Annotated in this window: 16 protein-coding genes and 1 pseudogene; 9 read left to right on the top strand and 8 right to left on the bottom strand. The window is 69.9% G+C overall.

Going from position 1 to position 19,627, the window contains the following annotated elements; all coding sequences use genetic code 11:
• Positions 1–160: 160 nt before the first annotated feature.
• Both rox and ABZ664_RS26900 read right to left on the bottom strand, forming a co-directional pair.
• Positions 161–1,708, bottom strand: coding sequence for a rifampin monooxygenase (gene rox, locus ABZ664_RS26895; protein ID WP_362515570.1), 1,548 nt, complete (start codon positions 1,706–1,708; stop codon positions 161–163).
• A gap of 195 nt (positions 1,709–1,903) precedes the next feature.
• Positions 1,904–3,190, bottom strand: a complete 1,287-nt coding sequence (locus tag ABZ664_RS26900) for an MFS transporter (protein WP_362515573.1) — start codon at positions 3,188–3,190, stop codon at positions 1,904–1,906.
• Between the two features lie 430 nt (positions 3,191–3,620).
• On the opposite strand from ABZ664_RS26900, the gene ABZ664_RS26905 reads away from it, so the two are divergent.
• The gene (locus tag ABZ664_RS26905) at positions 3,621–4,481 is read left to right on the top strand and encodes an aldo/keto reductase (protein WP_362515575.1); all 861 of its coding nucleotides are present in this window, start codon (positions 3,621–3,623) and stop codon (positions 4,479–4,481) included.
• 205 nt (positions 4,482–4,686) lie between these two features.
• On the opposite strand, the gene ABZ664_RS26910 is transcribed toward ABZ664_RS26905, so the two are convergent.
• Positions 4,687–6,468, bottom strand: coding sequence for a discoidin domain-containing protein (locus tag ABZ664_RS26910; protein ID WP_362515577.1), 1,782 nt, complete (start codon positions 6,466–6,468; stop codon positions 4,687–4,689).
• Positions 6,469–6,954: 486 nt separating this feature from the next.
• On the opposite strand from ABZ664_RS26910, the gene ABZ664_RS26915 reads away from it, so the two are divergent.
• Complete coding sequence (locus tag ABZ664_RS26915) at positions 6,955–8,550, top strand: serine hydrolase domain-containing protein (protein ID WP_362515579.1); 1,596 nt, start codon at positions 6,955–6,957, stop codon at positions 8,548–8,550.
• Here ABZ664_RS26915 and ABZ664_RS26920 read toward each other — a convergent pair.
• Complete coding sequence (locus ABZ664_RS26920; protein WP_362515582.1) at positions 8,526–9,179, bottom strand: response regulator transcription factor; 654 nt, start codon at positions 9,177–9,179, stop codon at positions 8,526–8,528. The genes ABZ664_RS26915 and ABZ664_RS26920 overlap by 25 nt on opposite strands.
• Entirely contained in the window at positions 9,170–10,429 is a 1,260-nt protein-coding gene (locus ABZ664_RS26925; RefSeq protein WP_362515584.1) for a histidine kinase, read from the bottom strand. The genes ABZ664_RS26920 and ABZ664_RS26925 overlap by 10 nt, the downstream gene beginning before the upstream one ends.
• Positions 10,430–10,584: 155 nt before the next feature.
• Between ABZ664_RS26925 and ABZ664_RS26930 the strand changes: the two genes are divergently transcribed.
• Positions 10,585–11,088, top strand: coding sequence for a hypothetical protein (locus ABZ664_RS26930; protein WP_362515586.1), 504 nt, complete (start codon positions 10,585–10,587; stop codon positions 11,086–11,088).
• Between the two features lie 376 nt (positions 11,089–11,464).
• Positions 11,465–12,436, top strand: a pseudogene (locus tag ABZ664_RS26935) (RNA polymerase sigma factor); the annotation flags it as partial.
• Positions 12,437–12,477: 41 nt separating this feature from the next.
• On the opposite strand, the gene ABZ664_RS26940 reads toward ABZ664_RS26935, so the two are convergent.
• On the bottom strand, positions 12,478–13,302 hold the full coding sequence (locus ABZ664_RS26940) for an NAD(P)H-binding protein (protein ID WP_362515889.1): 825 nt from the start codon (positions 13,300–13,302) through the stop codon (positions 12,478–12,480).
• A gap of 304 nt (positions 13,303–13,606) precedes the next feature.
• Positions 13,607–14,095, bottom strand: a complete 489-nt coding sequence (locus tag ABZ664_RS26945; protein ID WP_362515588.1) for a hypothetical protein — start codon at positions 14,093–14,095, stop codon at positions 13,607–13,609.
• Between the two features lie 132 nt (positions 14,096–14,227).
• On the opposite strand from ABZ664_RS26945, the gene ABZ664_RS26950 reads away from it, so the two are divergent.
• From ABZ664_RS26950 to ABZ664_RS26965, 4 genes are all read left to right on the top strand, one after another.
• A complete protein-coding gene (locus ABZ664_RS26950; protein ID WP_362515590.1) occupies positions 14,228–15,388 on the top strand; it encodes a histidine kinase in 1,161 nt (386 codons plus the stop codon).
• On the top strand, positions 15,385–16,062 hold the full coding sequence (locus ABZ664_RS26955; protein ID WP_362515593.1) for a response regulator transcription factor: 678 nt from the start codon (positions 15,385–15,387) through the stop codon (positions 16,060–16,062). The genes ABZ664_RS26950 and ABZ664_RS26955 overlap by 4 nt, the downstream gene beginning before the upstream one ends.
• Positions 16,063–16,184: 122 nt before the next feature.
• A complete protein-coding gene (locus ABZ664_RS26960; protein WP_362515595.1) occupies positions 16,185–17,072 on the top strand; it encodes an SMP-30/gluconolactonase/LRE family protein in 888 nt (295 codons plus the stop codon).
• A gap of 231 nt (positions 17,073–17,303) precedes the next feature.
• Entirely contained in the window at positions 17,304–18,371 is a 1,068-nt protein-coding gene (locus tag ABZ664_RS26965) for a type II CAAX endopeptidase family protein (protein WP_362515597.1), read from the top strand.
• Between the two features lie 81 nt (positions 18,372–18,452).
• Here ABZ664_RS26965 and ABZ664_RS26970 read toward each other — a convergent pair whose 3' ends face one another.
• Positions 18,453–19,055, bottom strand: a complete 603-nt coding sequence (locus ABZ664_RS26970; protein WP_362515599.1) for a histidine phosphatase family protein — start codon at positions 19,053–19,055, stop codon at positions 18,453–18,455.
• 233 nt (positions 19,056–19,288) lie between these two features.
• Between ABZ664_RS26970 and ABZ664_RS26975 the strand changes: the two genes are divergently transcribed.
• Positions 19,289–19,603: a metalloregulator ArsR/SmtB family transcription factor gene (locus tag ABZ664_RS26975; RefSeq protein ID WP_362515601.1), complete on the top strand. Its 315-nt coding sequence runs from the start codon at positions 19,289–19,291 to the stop codon at positions 19,601–19,603.
• The last annotated feature ends 24 nt before the right edge of the window (positions 19,604–19,627 follow it).

Consider the following 19,627-nt stretch of genomic DNA (forward strand, 5'->3'; position numbering starts at 1 on the left):
TCTCGGGGTTTTTGTGTATATCTCCCCCCCCCCCCCGCTCCCGCGCCCCCCCCCCCCCCCGCGCCCCCCCCCCCCCCCCCGGCGGGGCCCCCCCCCCCCCGGGGGGGGCCCCCCCCGACGCGAGCACTCCTCTCGGGCCTTTCCGCCGCTCGGGCGAGATTCAGTCGGCGGGCCTGCCGAACCAGCGGGAGAGGTGGTCGTCCAGGTCCTGCTGATCGTCGCCGATCCAGGCGACGTGACCGTCGGGACGCAGCAGGACGCACGGGACGTCCAGCTCCGCGGTGGGATCCGCGAGGTGATCGACCCGGTCTGACCAGCCACCGACGGTGAGGCGTTCGGTGCGATCCAGCAGCAGGCCACGGCCACGATGCAGCAGCCCGTAGAGGTGGCCCTGTCGCACGTCGATGTCGTGCATGCGGCGGCCGAGCAGGTCGGGGCCTTCGCCGAAGTCGTAGCGGATGCCGGTCGCGGTGATCTTTTCGGTCAGGTGGCGGTTCACCTCGTCGAAGTCCATCAGTTCGGTGAGCAGCCTGCGCACGGCCTGCGGGCCCGGTTCGCCGGACAGCAGTTCCGTCTGGGCGCGGGTGTTGTCCAGCACGTCCTCGGCGACCGGGCGACGTTCGGCCTGGTAGCTGTCCAGCAGCGCCTGCGGGGCCCAGCCGCGGATCTGTGCGGCCAGTTTCCAGCCGAGGTTGAACGCGTCCTGAACGCCCAGGTTGAGGCCCTGCCCGCCGATGGGTGGATGGATGTGCGCCGCATCGCCGGCCAACAGCACCCGCCCGACCCGATACCGTTCGGCCAGCCGGGTGGCATCCCCGAAGCGGGACGTCCAGCGCGGGGAGTGCACGCCGAAATCGGTTCCGGCGACGGCGCGTAACCCTTGTTTGAAATCCTCAAGGGTGGGCGGCTGCGCGCGGTCGCCGACTCCCGGCGCGGGGACCACGACGCTGTAGATCCCTTCGCCGAAGGGCCGGAGCCAGAACGGCCGATGGGTCTCGCGGACTTCGGTCACCCTGGCGGCGATCTCCGCCTGCGACATGCCCACTCCCATCTCGCCCATCAGCGTCTCGGTCCGTGAGGGCTCGCCGGGGAAGCCGACACCGAGCAGTTTGCGCACCGTGCTGCGCCCGCCGTCACAGCCGACGAGGTAGCGCGAACGCAGCCGCGTGCCGTCGGCCAGCTCGACGGTCACCCCCTCGTCGTCCTGCTCGAAACCGGCGACCGCGCACCCGCGCCGGACCCGCGCGCCCAGTTCGATCGCGTGCTCTGCGAACAGGCGCTCGATGACCGGCTGTGGGATACCCAGCAGATAGGCGTACGCGGAATCCAGGCCCTTGGGCACGGGTTTGGGGATGGCGGCGAAGAGACCGCCGGCCGGACGTCGTCTTCCGTGCTGGAGCAGGCGCTCCAGCAGTCCGCGCATCGCCATCAACTCGAGACTGCGAATATGCAGGGCGACTATGCGGACGAACGACGTGGGCTCGATCTCCTTCTCCAGAACGAGTACCCGCACGTCGTGCAGTCGCAGTTCGGCGGCGAGCATCGCGCCGGTCGGCCCGCACCCGGCAATGATCACATCGAAGACGAGGGGCGCGCGATCGGCGCCGGAGACCGGTGACCGGAGAACTCCGGGGACGTCGCCCGCGGTGGAGCCGCGCTCGCCCTCGTCGTTCGACGGCGGCTCGGCGGTGGCCTGCTGAGAGTGCATAGGTGTTGCCTTTCGGGAGTGCCTTGTCAAAGAGGCGCTCCCGGCGACACCTACCTCGATCGCCCGGCCGTGACGGGAAGGGGGAGCACCCACGTCGATACAGCGTTCATGGGTCTCACCTCCTCGGGCGGTGTCACGGTCAGCCGCAAACTACAAGCCCGAGCGTCATCCCGTCCATTCCTTTTCCTCACCACCTCACCGTCGCCGCCCCACAGGGGAAAGCCGGGTCAGAAGCAGTGCGACGACCGCGGCGGACGAGAGGACGGCACCGAAACCGATCATCGTCACCTGCGGTGCGAAGGACCGCAGGGCGAGGCTGAACAGGATGGCGGGCAGCCCCATGCCGACGTACGAGATCACGAAGAAGACCGCCAGCACCCCCGCGCGAGAATGCGGCGCCGCGACGGCTGCGGCCCATCCGACGGCGACCTTGAACAGCAGGCCCGCACCCGCCCCGGACATAACCAGGGCGACCAGGTAGAGCCAGAGGACGGGACGGTGGAGCGACAGCGCGACCAGGGCGAGTCCCGAGGGGAAGGACAGCAGGCCCAGCAGGGATAGCCGCCCCTGTGGCTGGGAGCCGAGGAGGATCTGGGCCGTCGCCGCCGCGCCGAACATCAGGAACGGCGCGATCCCCGAGACGAGAGGAGAGGTGACGCCCAACTGGTCCCTGAGCATGATCGCGCCGAGCGAGGAGATGAGGCCGAACACGGCGAACGACACGAAACCCAGGGCGGCGGACGCGGCGAAGCCCGCCTCGCCTCCCGTCCTCAGCGCGAACCTGGCGGGCCGGTCGCGGGCACGTCTCGCGACGTCGACGGTCTCCGGCATGAAAAGCACCAGGATCGCCATCACGGTCATGGTGACCGCGAAGACGGCCTGCGCGGTGACCAGCGGCGTGGGCCCCCACTCCGCGACGACCCCGGCGATCAGCGGGCCCAGCGCCAGTCCGCCCAGATTCGCCGCGGTGGCGACCACGCCGGGCATGGCCGAGGTCCGGCCGGGATGCGCCCGGTCGTACAGCTCGTGCAGGTACGCGGTCGCCGTCGAGGCCATCAGCCCGACGGCCACACCGGTCAGCAGGCGGCCGAGAAGCAGTCCCGGCAGGGCGGGCCAGGCCGTCAGGACGACGGCGGCGAGGACCGCCACGAGCAGGGCGGGCACGATGGCACGGCGGCGGCCGAACCGGTCCGACAGGTGGCCTATGGCCAGAAAGCTCACGGCGGAGCCGACGACCATGATCGCGAAGGCGACGGTGACCGTGGTCGGGCCGAACCCGTCCCTGGCCTGGTAGAGCGGCCACAGCGGGGTCGGCGCGGTACCGAATCCCATCTGGGCCGCGAACGCGGCGGCCGCCAGCCAGAATCCCGTGGCGGCGGAGACCCGGCGCCGCGGCGCCGCCGGCGCCTCCCTGGGAGGCGCCGGTGATCGGACGGGCATGCTCGGCTCCTGGTCACGGTCGTCGGGCGTCGGGAAGGACACCTGGTCACGGTCGTCGAGTGTCGCGCAAGACATCCGCGTGCCATGGGACACGCTCCCCGGGCCTGCCCATCAGGCACCGTCGTATTCGCGATCACCCAGGCGAAACACGAACCGCCTTCGTAATCATTCCGGGACGGCGAACCCCACGGGCCGCGCGCCCACGCATCGGGAGGATCACCTGCCGCACGCCGCGAGAGGCCGCTCAGAGCGCCCTGACCGAGCCGTGGGACACCTGACTCCGAAAGGCACGATCGAACTGATCCTCGACCTGGTGAACGCACCCGATTCGACGTCTACCCCACGCTCAAGTGACGGGCTCCGCGACGCGTCTCGTCACCGGGACCACCTGAAGACGATCGGTGACTCTCATTGGATAGCTTAATCGGGGCAGGGTGAAGAGGTACCAACCGATCCCCAAGAAGGAGCTCCCATGCAGACACGCCGCATCGGCGATGTCCAGGTCAGCGAGATCGGTCTCGGCGGAATGCCGATGTCGATCGAGGGGCGCCCCGACGAGCAGCGTTCGATCGCGACGATCCACGCCGCGCTGGAGGCGGGCGTGACGCTGATCGACACCGCGGACGCCTATCACATGGGCGCGGACGAGGTCGGCCACAACGAGTCCCTGATCGCCCGCGCGGTCGCCGGTTACGGGGGTGACACGTCCGACGTGCTGATCGCCACCAAGGGCGGCCATGTGCGCCCCGGCGACGGCTCGTGGACCCTGGACGGTTCGCCCGACCACCTGAAGAAGGCCTGCGACGCGTCGCTCGCGCGCCTCGGCGTCGAGGCCATCGGGCTCTACCAGTTCCACCGCCCCGACCCGAAGGTTCCGTACGCGGAGTCGGTCGGGGCGATCCGCGACCTGCTGGACGCGGGCAAGATCCGTTTCGCGGGCGTCTCGAACGCCGACCCGGACCAGATCCGGCTCGCCAACGAGATCCTCGGCGGGCGGCTGGTGAGCGTGCAGAACCAGTTCTCGCCGTCGTTCCGCTCCAGCGAGCCCGAGCTGGAGCTGTGCGCGGAGCTGGGTATCGCGTTCCTGCCGTGGAGCCCGCTGGGCGGGATCTCGCAGGCCGGAGAGCTGGGCTCGCGGTTCGCCGTGTTCGCGGACGTCGCACGGGCGCACGGGGTGAGCCCGCAGCGGGTGTGCCTGGCGTGGATGCTCGCCAAGGCGCCGGTGGTGATCCCGATCCCGGGTTCCTCTCGTCCCGAGACCATCCGTGACTCGGTCGGCGCGGCCGACGTGAAACTGTCCGCCGAGGAGACGGCCCGCCTCGACGCGGCCTGACGAGACGCGCTCGGGCATGGGGAGCGGCCCCCGCGATGGTGCCGCTCCCCATGCCCGTCCGATGGACCCGCGCCGCTGCGGTACCGCTCCTGCCAGGCGCGTCCGGCGTACACTCACCCGCTCGTGTCCGTCAGGCCGGTCGGCACGAACCGTCGTCCCGACCGGCCTCACGCGTTCTCGATCATTGAACGCGTACGGCGGGCCACTAGGAGGAATAGACCTCGAAGGCGGAGATCTGCCCGGCGGGCCAGCCGGTGTTCCCTGTGATGTTCAGCCGTACGTACCTCTTCGCCGTCGCCGGGAAGGTGATGGTTACGGTGTTGCCGGTGGCCGGGTCGAAGACGTGGCCCCGCGACGGCACGACCGTCTCGAAGTCGCCGCCGGACGAGGCCTGCACCGACAGCGTCTGGGTACGCGTTCCCCAGGCCGCGGACGGCGGCAGCCTCAGCACCAGGCGCCCGACGGAGGCCTGGGCGCAGAGGTCAACGGTGATCGACTGAGGGAAGGTGTGGTTGGCGCTCTCCCAGTAGGTGTTCGCGTCGCCGTCGACCGCGTTCGCCGCCACGTAGTTCTGGGTGACGCTGCTCGCGCTGACCACCTTGTTCCTGGCGAGGTCTCCGGTGCCGGGAGAGCACCCGGGTGGGGGCCCGGTCGCCGCGGTCACCGTTCCTGAGGGCGGCGAGGTGTTCTGCGCGGCGTCCCTGGCGACCACGTAGAAGCTGTAGGAGGTCGACGGAGTGAGACCGGTGACGGTGAACGACGTTCCCGCGGTGCTGCCCACCTTGACGTCGGTGGCGCCCGCCTCGCGGTAGACGTCGTAGCCGGTCACCCCGACGTTGTCGGTGGCCGCGGTCCAGCCCACCGTGATGCTCGTGCTGGAGGCCGGGACGGCGCGCGCGGCACCCGGCGCGGTCGGGGGCTGGGTGTCTCGCGTGCCGCCGGTCCTGCGGGTCTCGAACTCCGTCGCCCAGTACTTCGTCCGGTCCAGGTAGGCGGTCTCCGCCGCGGTCCCCGTCCTGCCGTAGGCACCCTCGAAGGTCTGGTAGCCGAACCCGGCGGGCGGGGTGGAGTCTGCGGGCTCGATGGAACTACCCTCGTGCCACTCGTTGAACGAGGTGATGGAGACCCAGGTCGGCAGGCCGCCCTTGGCCGGGTCGAGGGCGTTGGACCACTCCAGGTCGTAGGTGGCACCGTTGGCGCGGCCCAGGGTCGGGGTGGTGTTGCCCGGCACCGCGCGGTCGTCGATATAGCCGGGAGCCACCGAGGGCGCCCAGATCAGGTTGTTCTGCTTGGCGTACGCGCTCGCGTTGGCCCAACCGGGCGCGGTGGCACCGGCGATCCCGTCGTAGGTGTACATACCGGAGAAGTGCGCGATCTTCGACGTGTCGGTGGTCTGGGCGAGCACGATGTTGCCCGCGGTGACCTGGTCGAGCGCGGCCCAGTCGGTGATCCTCAGGCTCTCGAAGACGTAGAACGCCGCCCGATCGCCGTGCTCGGCGTCACGGTAGAAGGCCGGGTGGGAGCCGTAGCGGGTGTTGATGTAGCGGATGTCCTCGACGGTGGAGGCCGCCGTGCGCCCCTCGTACGGCTCCAGGTGCCAGGCGACCTTGACGCCGTACCGCGCGGCGGCGTCCATCACGCCCCGGGTGAGCCTGTCCTCGAAGCTGTCGCGGCCCCACCAACTGTAGACGATGACGCCGACCCCGGCCTGCTTGATCCACTGCATGTGCCTGGTGACGGCGCCCGCGTAGTCGCCGGAGTCGTAGGCACCCAGGCTGGGGTACAGGTCGGCGCCCACGTCGTTGGGTGGGGTGCGTCCCCCCTGCTGCCAGTGCCGCCACTCCCCGCTCGTCTGGGGGTTGCCGTACCAGGAGTAGTAGAAGAGATGGACGTTGGAGGACTGTTCGGGCACGGCCGCGCCCCGCGCCGGGAGCGGTGCCTGGGCTCCGGCCCAGCACAGGGTGGCCAGCAGGAGCGCGAGGACCATCTGGGCGCATCGCCCGGTATGGCGTAAGCGACTGACAGATTGATCGGATGTCTTCATCGGCTGACCCTTCGTCACGCGGGGCCGGATCGCCGCGGTCGACGGGACATGTGGTCGCCGCGATCCAGCCGGTGGGGGGCGGAGAGACTGCCACCGTCACCGACGGAGATCGGCGAGCGGCGCTGCGAACACCATAGGATGACAGGCAGATGTCTGCAATGTTTCTACTTCTTTTCGCAAAAATACGCCCGAAGAGTGGCTTTATATGACGCGACAACCGACAGGGGGAGATGAGGACGCGTGGAGCAAAACACCGACCTGGAACGGTCCGATGTTTCACCTTCCCGAATCGCCGCCGGAAGACAGCCGGAAGGAACGGGGAGAGCGCAGAGCCACAGCCCCGGGTGTCGGGAACCTGTGGTTTTTCGCAGGTGAACCCGGCGGAATCTCCCAGTGGTCCGGACGAGGCAACGTACGTAGCGTCGACCGGTGCCCGAATTTAAGATCATCAACAGCCCTGTCCCCCGACATCTCCCGACGGCCCGCGCCGTCACGCTCGCGGTGCTCCTCCTGACGGCGGTGACGACCTTCGCAGGTACGAGCGCCACCGGGGAGACCGGAGAGAGCCGGAAGACCCGCGAGGCCGAGCAGATCGGTCCCGCGTCCGTCGACCGTTTCGTGAACGCCTACCGGGAGGCGACCGGCCTGCCGGGGGTCGCGGTCGCCGTCACCAAGGGGGACGAGGTCGTCCACGTCGCCGGTTACGGCCATACCGCCTCCGGTGATCCCGTCACGGCGGACACCCCCATGGCGATCGCGTCACTCAGCAAGTCCTTCACCTCCCTGGCCGTCATGCAGCTGGTGGAGAAGGGAGTGGTCAGGCTCGACGAGCCGGTACGCGTCCGGCTCCCCGAGTTCGTGATGGCCGATCCGCGGGCGGCGCGCATCACCGTCCGCCAGCTGCTGGACCAGACCTCGGGCATGGCCGACGAGGCCTTTCCGGAAAGAAGCCTGCCCCAGCCCCGCTCGCTCCGCGAGGCCGTCGCGCGGCTGGGAGACGCGAGGCTGGCCGCCGCCCCCGGAACCCGGTGGAGCTATCACAACACCAACGCCCAGGTCGCCGCTCGGCTGGTCGAGGTGGCGAGCGGCATGACCTTCGCCGGTTACCTGCGAGAGCACGTGTTCGGCCCGCTCGGCATGCGGAACAGCACCACGATCGACACCGAGCGCGACCTCCCCGCGAGCGCGCGGGGCCATCTTCACCTGCTGGGCGCCACGCTCGCCGTTGCCGAGCCCCCGGGGTTCGGCAACGGCTCCGGCGGGGTGATCAGCAGCGCGAGGGACATGGCCCGGTGGATGATCACGCAGAGTGGCGAGGGGACAGGCCCCGGCGGCGTCCGTGTCGTCTCCGCCGCGAGCGTCGCGGAGATGCGCACCCCGTCCAGGATCAACGACTCCTACGCCCTGGGCTGGTCGCTCGGCACGACCGCGAAGGGCTCACCGGTCGTCGGACACGGCGGCGACCTGCTCACCGCGACGGCCCAGCAGACGCTCCTGCCCCGGTCCGGGTACGGCATCGTGGTCATGTCCAACACCGGTACGGCGTACGGCGACAGCGACGCCGTCGCGGACGCGCTGGTCGCCATGGCCGAGGGAGAGGAGCCCGAGGCGCCCCCCTCGGTCTCCCCCTTCCTCGTCATCGATCTCGCCATGGCGCTGACCGCCGTCGCGACGCTTCTCATGGCGGGACATGGGCTGGCCCGTTCCCGCCGGTGGGCCGGCCGGTACTCCGGTCGCCCGGTGTGGCGCGCGGCGGCGCGGCTGCTGCCGTACGCGGCGCCGGGGGTGCTGTGCCTCACGATCACCGATGTCTTCGGAGTGCTGGCCAGGGGAAAGGACATCACCTGGATGCAGGTGACCTATCTCTACCTGTCCTTCATGATCTGGCTCGTTCTCGCCACCGGGGCCTGCGCGATCCTGGTCCTCGTACGGATCGGCCATCTGCTGCGGACACGCCGCACGCCCTCGCCCGGCTCCGGGGAAGGCGATCACAGCTCCGCTCAGCCGTCCAGACCTTCCAGATAGCGCAGGATGGCCAGGACGCGCCGGCTGTAGCCGGGGGTTCGCGACAGCCCGAGCTTGTCAAAGATCGCGTTGATGTGCTTCTCCACCGCGCTCTGGGACACGTGCAGACGCTCGGCGATCGCGCCGTTGACAAGGCCCTGGGCCAGTTGCTCCAGTACCTGGGTCTCCCGCCGGGTGAGCCTGCTCAGCGGGTCGGCCCGAGTGGTGCGGACGAGCAGCCGCCTGACCACCTCCGGATCGAAGACCGCCCCGCCCGCGCGGACCCGCTCCAAGGACTCCAGGAACTCGCCCACCTCGGTCACCCGGTCCTTGAGCAGATATCCCAGCCCTTCCGGGGTTCCGGCGAGCAGCCGGGCGGCGTAGGCCGTCTCGACGTACTGCGACAGCACGAGCACGCCGACGTCCGGCCACCGCTCCCGGATCGTCAGTGAGGCCCGCAGCCCTTCGCCCGCCTGTCCCGGCGGCATGCGCACGTCCACGATCGCCACGTCGGGGCGGTGCTCGTCCACGGCCCCGAGCAGCCCCGCCGAGTCGCCGACCGCCGCTACCACCACGTGCCCCGCCTCCTCCAGGAGGCGGATCAGGCCCTCGCGGAACAGCACGGAATCATCGGCGAGGATCAGGCGCATGACCGCTCCGGGCGTTCGGCCCCATTGCGGGGCAGGGTCGCCGTGATCCTGGTCGGGCCACCCGAAGGGCTGTCCACCTCCAAGGCGCCGTCCAGCGCCAGAACCCGCCGCTCCAGCCCGGACAGCCCGCCACCCGCGGGATCGGCCCCGCCCCTGCCGTCGTCGGTGATCTCCACGGTCACCGTGTGCTCGTCCTCGCTCAGAACCACCAGGACGCCTTGGGCGCCCGCGTGCTTCGCGGCGTTGGCGATGGCCTCGCGGGTTACGAAGTAGACGGCCGTCTCGATCTCGGAGACCGGGCGTTCCGCGAGGCCGTAGTGGACGGTCACCGGCACGCCCGCTCGTTCCGCCACCCCGGCCAGGGCCGCGCGCAGGCCCAGCTCGTCCAGAGCGGCCGGGTAAACACTCCAGGCCACGTCGCGCAGTTCGTCCAGGAGGCGGCGCGATTCCACGTATGCCTGGTCCACGAGGGCGGCGACCGCGGCCGGGTCGGCGCCGTGCCGCGCCCTGCCCAGCAGCATTCCCAGGGCCACGCCCCTCTGCTGGACGCCGTCGTGCAGGTCGCGCTCGATGCGGCGGCGCTCGTCGTCGACGGCCCGTACGATGCCGCTACGGGTGACGGTCAGTTCCTCGATGCGGCGGCGCATCGCCTCCCGCTCCCCAGGACCGGCGAAGTACGCGGCCAACCGCCGCTCCGCTGTCACCGTCGCGGCGCCCCACAGCGCGGACAGCCCCAGCAGGACCAACCCGTAGACGGTGCCCAGCGGCCCGCTGTCGACCGTCAGACGCACGCCGGGGTATCGCAGCGAGACCGGGGACGACGCGCCGGAGAGTAGTTCCCCGACGCCGCCATACAGGAAGAGCAGGCCGACGAAGAGGCCGGCGAAGGTCAGATAGCTCGCGAACGTGCCGAACGTCGCCCGCAGCGCGAGGTAGCCGACGCCACTCCCGACCGGCACCCCACCGGTGTCGTATCCGAACCACGCCGCCAGCCGGGCGCGTTCCAACGCGACCAGCCATGCCATCCCCACCTCCGCGAACCGCCGGGCGGCGCGTCGGCCCCCGGACCACGCGGCCAGGATCACGAACAGAACGGCCGCGACGCACAGGAAACCCAGCTCGGCGAGGCCCGTCACGGCCCCTGCGGCCAGACCGGTGACGCGCCGGGCCGCCCTTGTGGCCGGTGTCCCCGACCGGGCGGGACGAGGCAGCGGCCGCGGCATGGCGTTCGTCATCGGCGTCGTCGACATCAGACGAATTGTATTGACCTTCCTTTGAGCCCTTCGGAGCCCGAGCCCCACGCGGGCGATCATCACAGGATCCAATACCTACACAAAACGACCGAAAGGCCCCACCAGCACGAATTCGCGTTGACCGGCCACCGGGGATTGGCCATATTTGCGCAATGATTCATCTACGTCCCCTCGCGGGAGCGATCCTCGCGTCCGTCCTGCTGACCGGCTCCCTCGCCGCCCCCGCCTCGGCCCAGGAGACCATCACCGTCTCCTCCACCGAGGCGGCCGCGCGACCGGGTAACGGCAAGATCCTCTACAACCGCATCAGCGGCGGCCGGGGCAAGCTGAAGGTGAAGAACGGCAACAGCAGGGACGCCGTCATCACACTGGTCCGCGGCAGGTCCAAGGCGATCAGCGTCTACGTCCGCGCCCGGTCCACCGCCACCGCCACCGGTGTGCGGGACGGCAACTACACCATCTTCTTCACCTCCGGCCACCGGTTCGACACCTCCCGGGGCAGGTTCGCCCAGTCCCCCTCCTACCAGCGCTTCACCAGCCGGCTGAGGTTCACCACGACCAGGACCAGCTCGACCGTCTGGACCCTCACCCTCAACCCGGTCAGGGGCGGCAACGCCAGGACGACCGGTGTCAACCCGAACGACTTCCCGTCCTGATCCGCCCCGACCCCATCCGCCCCTGTCCCGTCCTCACGGACTCGGTCGGATACAGCGGGCTCAGGTCCCCGCTCCCCCACCCGTACTCCATCACCACGGCAACACCCGCAGCGTCGCCGGCCACAACCGCAGGGCCGCCTTCCCCTGAGGGAAGGCGGCCCTGCGGTTGTTCGGAGGCGGAACGGGACCCAGCACCTGTAGGCGGCGGAGCCGATCAGCTCCCGGCGAAGGACGCGACGGCGAGCCAGGCGACGCAGCACACCGTCGCGGGACGTACCTTGAACTGCACAGGTTGTTGTATCCGACCAGACCTGGGGAAGGTGTGAACGCCATGGAAGCCGCTACCGTGGAAGGCACCGTTGAGGTTGTCGAGGCCGAAGAAGAGCTCGTTCTGACCGACGACGACGAGGCGCCCGCAGCCCTGGAAGCGAGCGTCGGAGCCAGCACCGACCCCGTCAAGGACTATCTCAAGCAGATCGGCAGGATCTCCCTGCTCAACGCCGAGCAGGAGGTCGAGCTCGCCCGGCGCATCGAGGCGGGGCTGTTCGCCACCGAGCGGCTCAACGAGGGTGCCCGGCTCCAGCCCGACGTGCGCGCGGAGCTCGAATGGCTCGCGGAAGACGGCCACCGGGCCAAGAACCACCTGCTGGAGGCCAACCTGCGCCTGGTGGTGTCGCTGGCCAAGCGCCACACCGGCCGGGGCATGCTGTTCCTGGACCTGATCCAGGAGGGCAACCTGGGGCTGATCCGCGCCGTGGAGAAGTTCGACTACACCAAGGGATTCAAGTTCTCCACGTACGCCACCTGGTGGATCAAGCAGGCGATCACCCGGGCGCTCGCCGACCAGGCCCGCACCATCCGCATCCCCGTTCACATGGTCGAAGTGATCAACAAGCTGGCGCGTGTGCACCGGCAGATGACGACCGACCTGGGCCGCGAGCCCACTCCGGAGGAGCTGGCCGTGGAGCTGGAGATGACCCCCGAGCGGGTCGTCGAGGTCCAGGGATACGGGCGGGAGCCGATCTCCCTGCACAGCCCGCTGGGCACCGAGGGCGACAGTGAGTTCGGCGACCTCATCGAGGACTCCGAGGCGATCACCCCCGAGGACGCGGTGGCCTCCGCGCTGCTGCAGGAGCAGTTGCACACGATCCTGGAGGCGCTGTCGGAGCGTGAGGCCGGGGTGGTGGCGATGCGGTTCGGGCTCGGTGACGGGCGGCCCAAGACCCTTGAGGAGATCGGACGCGCCTACGGGGTGACCCGCGAGCGCATCCGGCAGATCGAGTCCAAGACCATGACGAAGCTGCGCCACCCCTCGCGCTCGCGGGCCCTGCGTGACTATCTGACCTGACCGCTCCCCGGCCGTCCCGCGTCCACACAGGCAGGTGACGCTCAGCCGGCCGTACGGGCGACGAGGGCGGTGACCGTCTCCTCCAGGCCCGACGGCGGTCGCCCCAGCAGGCGCGCGAGGTCGGAGCCGGTCGCGGCGAGGGCACCGGCGCGTACCGCGGGGAACACGCCCCCCAGCCAGCCGGCCTCCGCGTCGGTGATCTCCCGATGCTCGATCGGCCTGCCCAGAACGCGGGTGAGAACCTCGGCGAGCTCCGGATAGGTCCACAGCGGACCGAGCAACTCGTAGGTCGCGTTCTCGTGCCCGGAACCGGTGAGGGCGGCACTCGCGGCCAGCGCCAGGTCACGGAACCTCGCGGTGTTGAGCGGCCGGCCAGCGGTGGAGGAGGTGATCTCACCCTCTTTTCCCGCCTGGGCCAGCGCGGCGCCCAGGAACGCCTCGGAGTAGAGGGCGTTGCGCAGCACGGTGTAGGCCGGACCCGCCTCGCGGAGCGCCCTCTCCGTCGCCGTGTGGTCGGCGACGGGGCCACGGCCGTCCTCCGCGCCCACGGCGCTGGTGTAGACGACGCGGAGCACCCCCGCCCTGACGGCGGCGTCGACGACGGTGCGGTGCTGTCGCACGCGGACTCCGGGCGTCATGTCCGGCCCGGACACCAAGAGCAGCACCTCGATCCCGGCGAGCGCGGCGTCGACGGACGCGGCGTCGTCATGATCACAGTGCCGCACCTCGACACCGCTGCCGAGCAGGTCCTCCGCCTTCTTCGGGGTACGGGCGAGCGCGACGAGGTCTCGGGCGGGGACCCTGGCGAGCAGGTCCTCTATGACGAGCCTTCCGAGATTTCCCGTGACACCGGTCACAGCGATCATGGTCAACGGCGTTTCCTCTCCTCTTCCGCGGCTTCCCTGCGGCCTTTCCACGGGTTTCCCGCGCCCCCTCCCGGAGTCCGCACCGGTTCCGCGCGGACGGTCCCGTCGACGGCCCGCTGACGGCCGGGAGATGCCCGGGGAGCGTACCGGCGAAGGCGCACCGGCCGCCTCGGATTTAATTCCCGCCACGACGAGCCCCGCGGCACGAAGGATCGCCGAACCGAACGGACACGCTGTCTCGCGGGAACGGGCCGCCACCCGCGCCCGACGAAGGGAACTGCCGTCTCCCGCCGTGGCGCGCCGTTCAGGCCTCCCGGGCACCCGAGGGAACGACCTTGCCGAGCCCCCAGGCGACGAGGCCGGTGATCGCTCCGACGATCACCCCGGTGAAGACACTGCTCACCGCGGCGAAGAGGCGGAGGATGAGGGACTGTACCGCCGGGTCGACGTCGCCCAGGTTTCCACCGAGTACGGGCGGGTTGTCGCCGAAGGCGGCCTCCCAGAGCACCTGATGTCCCACGGCCAGGAAGACGCCGTAGAACAGGCCCACGACAAGGAGGGTGAGGAAGGGGTTGGGTACTCGTTTCCAGAGGACGACCGCGATCCAGACGATCGGAGGCACGAAGACGAACAGGGCGTTCACGAAGGTGCCCTCGTGGATGATGTCCAGGTCGTGAAGCACGACCCGGGGCGCGGCGAGAAGAGCGAGGCCGATCACGGCGATCAAGGGCAGCCCGAGCGCCGGGCGCCTTCGGGCGAGCGGCCCACGCGGCGAGGTGTTGTGAGAGGTCATGGCCTCAAACTAGAAAGCGTGAGGGGCGCGGCACATCCGTGTCCGATCTCGACACCCGTACGTCGGAAGGCGACTTTCCGTGTCGCCTCACGTGGACTGCGGAGCGTCGCGACGGCGCCGTAGGGTGGCTGCGTGGTCGAAGAACAGCGTGTTCAGGCACGAACGAGACTCCCGCCCTGGGCGGTCGACGCCCTGATCGGCGTGGGTGTCACCCTCGTGCTGTCGATCGTCATCTCCTCCGGCCAGGGCGGACGGCAGAGCCCGGACCCGATCGCCCATCTGTGGGCCGTGGGCCTGGGGGCGCTGATGCTCGTCCGGCGGCGTCACCCGACGGCCGTGCTCGCCGTCACCGCCCTGGGTTTGTTCGCCTACTACGCCGCCGGCCACCCGGCCGTGGGAGTGGCCGTTCCCGTCGCCGCGGCGTTGTTCTCGGCGGCCGAGTTCGGCCGGCTCGTCCACGCCGTCGTCACCGCCACCGTCGTGATCGCGGTCTCGCTGTTCTTCCGCCTCATCGAGGGTGAGGACTTCTCGTTCGTCGTCGGCTACGAGCTGGCCGGGCACGTCCTGCTCATGGCCGCGGCGATCGCCCTGGGAGACGGCCTGAGGTCGAGAAGGACCGTGCAGGCGGGGGCGAGGCGGATCGCCGAGCTCACCGCCCAGCGCTACCGGCAGGAGGCCGACGCCCGACTTCACGCCGAACGCCTCGCCATAGCGCGAGAGCTGCACGACTCGATCGGTCACACGACCTCCGTCATCTCCCTGCACGCCGATGTCGCTCGCGAGTCGCTCGGCCACGACGAGTCGCGGACCCGGGCGGCTCTCGATCTGATCAAGTCCACCAGCACGTGCACGATGAGCGAGCTGCGCAGGACCGTCGCCCTCCTCCGCGCCCCTGACGAGAATCCGAGGTCGGTCCTCTCGCTGTCGAGCGTGGGCTCACTGCGTGAGACGGCCGCCGCGGCGGGGATCGACCTCGACCTCGAGATGCGTGTCACCACCGAGCTTCCCGCGACGGTCGACGCCTGCGCGTTCAGAATCGTCCAGGAGGCGGTCACCAACATCGTCAAGCACTCGCGCGGCACCCGCGCCCGCGTCGTCGCGCTCGACGACGGAGCGGTCCTGCGCCTGTCCGTGACCGATGACGGCCCCGGGCAGGACCCTGACAGCGGAGCGGGGCACGGCATCGCCGGGATGCGCGAGCGCGCGGAGACGCTCGGCGGCACCCTGACGGCCGGGCGCGAGTCCACGGGTTTCACCGTCCGAGCCGTCCTTCCTCTGGAGCAGGCATCATGATCAGGGTGGTCATCGCCGACGATCAGGAGCTCGTACGCGCGGGCCTGCGAGCACTCCTCGAAAACGATCCGGACATCACCGTCGCCGCAGAGGCGTCCGGCGGACGCGCGGCGCTCTCCCTCGTCCGGGAACTCCGCCCGGACGTCGTGCTCATGGACATCCGCATGCCCGGCATGAACGGGCTCGAGGCGACCGCGGCCATCCGCGCCGATGGCTCCCTGGACGGCTCACGGGTGCTGATCCTCACCACCTTCGACGACGAGGAGGACATCGTCGAGGCCGTCACGCTCGGCGCCGCCGGCTACCTCCTCAAGGACACTCCGTCGGAGGACCTCCGCAAGGCGGTGCGCACGGCCGCCGAAGGGGGGAACGTGCTCTCCCCCGCGATCGCCCGGCGCGTCATGGAACGCCTCGCCCGGGCCCCGAAACCACCCGTGCCCGACCCTCGGCTCGCCACCCTCACCGAAAGGGAACTCGCCGTCCTGACCCGGATCGGGTACGCCGAGACCAATGACAGGATCGCCGCGGCCCTCTTCATCAGCCCGGCCACCGTACGCACCTACGTCAGCCGGATCCTGACCAAACTCGACGCGCGGGACCGCACGGCGCTCGCCGTCATCGCTCACCGCTCGGGCCTCGGCACCACACCCCCGCGCGGGCCGCTTCCGAGCTGACCCAGCTCCGCCTGCGCGGCCGCCGCCTCGCGCCGTTCCCGGCCCGGCACCGGTTGAGGTGGATCAGGTCACGATGCCCTCACGCATCCTGGTAATCGTATTCTGCGATCAAGGAGGATTACATGACGGAATCTATTGCCGCGGAGTTCGAAGCGCTCGACGAGCGGTTCGCCGATGTCGGGGGCGACAAGCGGATCGAGCGGATCTACCACGGTTGCCGGTGGGCCGAAGGTCCCACCTACGTCCCGGCGGGTCGCTATCTGCTGTGGAGCGACATCCCCAACGACAGGATTCTCCGATGGGACGAGATGACGGGAAACGTGGGTCCCTTCCGCGCTCCCGCGGGCTACAGCAACGGTCACACCCTCGACCGGCAGGGCCGGCTGATCTCCTGCGAGCACGGCGCCCGGCGAGTGACCCGCACCGAGCACGACGGCTCCGTCACCGTCATCGCCGACCGTTGGCAGGGCAAGCGCCTCAACAGCCCCAACGACGTGGTGGTCAGGTCGGATGACTCCGTGTGGTTCACCGACCCCAGGTACGGCATCGCCAGCGACTACGAGGGCCACCACGCGGAGAGCGAGATCGGCAACGATCAGGTTTACCGTCTCGACCCCGCCACCGGAGAGATCACGGCGGTGGCCGACGACTTTGCCCGTCCCAACGGCCTGGCCTTCTCGACGGACGAGTCCCTGCTCTACGTCGCCGACACTCAGCGCGGGCATCTGCGGGCCTTCGAGGTACGGGGCGCCAATCTGGAGAACGGCAGGGTTCTCGCGGAATGCTCGGCGGGCGGTCTCGACGGGATCAGACTCGACACCGCCGGTCGGATCTGGGCGGCGACGCACGAGGGAGTGCACTGCTTCGCCCCGGACGGCACCTTGATCGGCAAGCTCAGGCTTCCCGAGAAGACCTCCAACCTGGTCTTCGGCGGCCTCAAGCGCAACTGGCTGTTCATGACGGCCTCCACCTCCGTCTACGCCATCATGACCAACGTCCGCGGAGCATGATCTTCCGAAAGCGGGACGGCGGCCGGCTCACGGATGCGACCGATGCACCGGGAAGCCTGGCGGAGTCACCGAGCACGCGGGGAGAACATCGAGTCCAATGGGGCGCGTCCCCCTCTGACCTCGTAAACTCCGTGAACCCATCGAAATGGATCGGCGCGAATCCGGACCGGTGGCGCCGCGCCGCATTTCCCCCCGGCCTGAAGGCCGGAGTGTCCACCCCGGAGGTATTCGATGCACGTCCCCCAGGACCCCGGGTCCGAGGCGACGCCCCTCCAGCCTTCCGGCCCGCCGCCTTACCGGCCAGGTGTCCCCGACCCGTCCGGCGCGTACGGTCCGCCACCGGGCGCGTACGGTCCGCCCGTGGACCACTACCCGCCCCCGCCGAGGCACGACCCCTGGATGGTGCCGGCGCCGCCCGGCAGCCGCTACGACCTGCTGGCGCGCACCCGCCTGCACGCCTGGTGGCGCCCGGTACTGGGCACGGTCGCGGGACTCGCGGGCCTCATGCTGGCCGGACTCGCCGTCATCCTCGGCGGTGCGACGCTCAGCGTGATCGTGGGCGCCGAGATGGGCGGATCCGAGGAGCAGATCTTCACCGATCCCGTGCTCGACCTGGGGATCAACCTGCTCTCGATCGCGGTCGTCCTGCCGATCGTGTACGGCGTGGTGGCGTGGATCCAGCGGCGCCCGCCGGGCACCCTCTCCTCGGTCACCGGCCGCCTGCGGTGGCGGTGGATGGCGCGATGCACGGCGGTGGCGATCGGCGTCGTGGTTCTGGGCCAGGCCGCCGTCGCCGTCACCTACGTCGCCACCGGGGAGGACCTCGGCGAGCTGTTCGGCTGGGTCGGCTGGGAGCGCTTCCTGCCCGTTCTGGTCGTCACTCTGCTCCTGGTGCCCTTTCAGGCCGCCGCCGAGGAGTACGTCTTCCGGGGATGGCTGATCCAGGCGTTCGGCGCCTTCCTCGCCAATCCGTGGCCGGGCATCCTGCTGAGCACCGCCGCCTTCACCGCGGTGCACGCCTATGTCGACTGGGGCATCGTCGATGTTTTCGCCTTCGGTGCGCTGATGGGCTGGCTCGCGGTACGGACCGGCGGTCTGGAGGCGGCCATCGCCCTGCACGTGGTCAACAACGTGCTGGCCTTCGGGGTCAGCGGAGCCGACGGCAGCCTGCCGGAGGCGCTGAAGCAGGGGTCGGTGCCCTGGCAGACCCTGGCGGGAACGGTCGTGCAGCTCGGCCTCTACGCGATCGTGGTCCTGGCCATGGCGAAGAGGCGGAGGATCGAGACCGTCTCCCCGTGACTTCCCGTGACTCCCCCTGAGCCTGGTTTCCCCCGCTTCCCCTTTGAGCCCCGGCCCCGCTGATCCCCGCACCGCACCGTGTCAGAACGGCCTGTCCCCCGATCGCCCGCCTTCGGGCGCAGACGCCCTGTCGTCCGCGTGGAAACCGGTCGGCACCACGTACTCCCACCCCTCTCGCCAGTCGAACGGCGCGTCCACCAGCTCCTCCAGCTTGCGGCCGTCGAAGAGGTGGTCAAGCGCCCATCTGTTGGCGGAGTGGGAGATCACCAGGACACGATGGCCGTCCCAGGTGGCCGCGAGGTCGCCGAGGAAGTCACAGGTCTGCTCCACTACCTGACGGTAGCTCTGCCCACCCGGCCACGGGAGGTCGATGTGACGTGACCGCTCGTCGGCGAGCCGGATGACCGGCATGCCGTTGAGTTCGCCGTAATCGCACTCGCGGAGCCGCGCGTCCCGGTGGACCGGGATGTCGGAGCCACCGAAGGCGATCTCGGCGGTCTCGACGGCGCGCCCCAGATCGGAGACGAACACGACCGAGATTCCGTCATCACGACGGCGCTCCCCGAGTTCACGGGCGAATTCGCGACCGCGCGGCGAGAGTGTGCCGGGAAGCCAGCCGGTGGCGATTCCCGCCTCGTTGTCGGTGCTGATCGAGTGCGTCTCGTAGACGAGCTCCACTGCCATCGCGAAACCTCCAAGATCTCCAGTCCGTCACACCGTCGGCGACGGACCAACTGATCACGACTTCATACACCACGAAATCATCCGAGCACGGACAAGCGAGAGACATTCCGGGTGTCCGCTTCCGGACACCTCCGCCTCCGGCGCCGCGCCCGTGCGGCCGATCCGGGCGACGTGTCCGGGCTACCCTCAAGGCTTCTTGACATCTTATATGCCAACTTGGCTATATTGCTGAAGTGGCAACCACATTCGAAGTACTGGCCGAGCCCCGGCGCAGGGAGATCCTCGATCTGCTCCGTACCGGCGAGCGCCCCGTGGGCGACCTGGTGGAGCGGCTCGCGTTGACACAACCGACGGTGTCGAAACACCTGAGGATCCTGCGCGAGGCGGGCCTGGTCGAGGTCAGGCACGACGCGCAGCGCCGGTGGTATCGGCTGCGGCCCGAGCCGCTCGCCGAGATAGCCGCCTGGCTTGAGCCCTACCGGAGCATGTGGAACGAGAGCCTGGACTCGCTCGAACGCCGCCTCGACGCCATGCCGGAAGAGATCTAACGAGACCCAGGAAATCCGGCAAAA

The sequence above is a fragment of the Streptosporangium sp. NPDC006930 genome, from assembly GCF_040635605.1.
Taxonomy (GTDB): Bacteria; Actinomycetota; Actinomycetes; order Streptosporangiales; family Streptosporangiaceae; genus Streptosporangium.